The 1015-nt window shown below is 60.8% G+C and carries 1 protein-coding gene; it reads left to right on the top strand.

What is annotated here, in order from left to right:
• A partial coding sequence (locus AC11W3_RS07020) for a phosphatase (protein ID WP_484092719.1) occupies positions 1-633 on the top strand: 633 nt, incomplete at its 5' end.
• Positions 634-1015: the final 382 nt, after the last annotated feature.

Below are 1015 nucleotides of genomic sequence, written 5' to 3'. Positions count from 1 at the left end.
GCCAGCCAGATTGGCCTCCAAGCCATGGCCATCACCGATCACGGCCCCGCCCTTCCCGGTGGGCCGCACCGTTACCATTTCTGCGCGATGCGCTTCTTCCCCAGGACCATTGCCGGAGTCAGGATTTTCCGCGGAGTCGAGGCCAATGTCGTCGACGACAACGGGACGCTGGACCTGGAGCAGGCGCTGCTGGAGGAGCTCGACTTCGTGATGGCCGGGCTGCACGAGAACTGTGGCTACTGCGGCGGCGACATCAATCGAAACACCAGCACGCTCCTGAAGGTAATGGAGAACCCGCGCGTGAAGTGCATATCGCACCCGGGGAACCCGATTTTCCCGCTGCATTACGAGGAGGTTGCCAGGGCGGCGCTGGCCACCGGGACTGCCTTGGAGATCAACAACTCCTCCCTTGGGCTCAGCCGGAAAGGAAGCGACGAGAACTGCACGAAACTCGCCCGCCTGTGCGCGCAGGTCGGCACCCCCATCATGATCGGGAGCGACGCCCACATCTCCCAGTGTGTCGGCGTCTTCGACGACGCTCTGAAGCTCGTCGAGACTGCTGGGATCTCCGAAGAGCAGGTGATCAACGCCTCCTACCCAAGGCTCTTGTCCTTTCTCGGGATTCCAGAGTAAACCTGTCGACCGCCCTTTCCTTTCAATCCCCCTTCTCATGGAGGGAGGGGGCCGGGCTTGCGCGCCGAAGGGCGCTTCAGCCCGCAGGCACGGATTACCGGATGGTGCCCTCACCTCAACAGCTGACACCACGGTTCCGCAAGAGAAGCAAAGGCAAATCCCCCTGTCCCCCCTTTGACAAGGGGGGGGACGTGTGAGGTCTTTCCATCTCCAAGACAGACGGCACTCTAGACTCCCGGAAATTCGCCCGGAACTCGAATGAGCGGAACACTCGACCTAGGCCCAGTTCACCACCCGACCCGGATATATCTAAAAAAATGCAGGGGCGAATGATTATTCGCCCTTTTTTGTGCCTGAAAGAGAGATTGCCAGGACTGCGAGG

The sequence above is a fragment of the Geomonas sp. genome (genome assembly GCF_056994735.1).
Note: the sequence above shows the minus strand (reverse complement) of the source record. Positions and strands in the feature narration are given on the sequence as shown.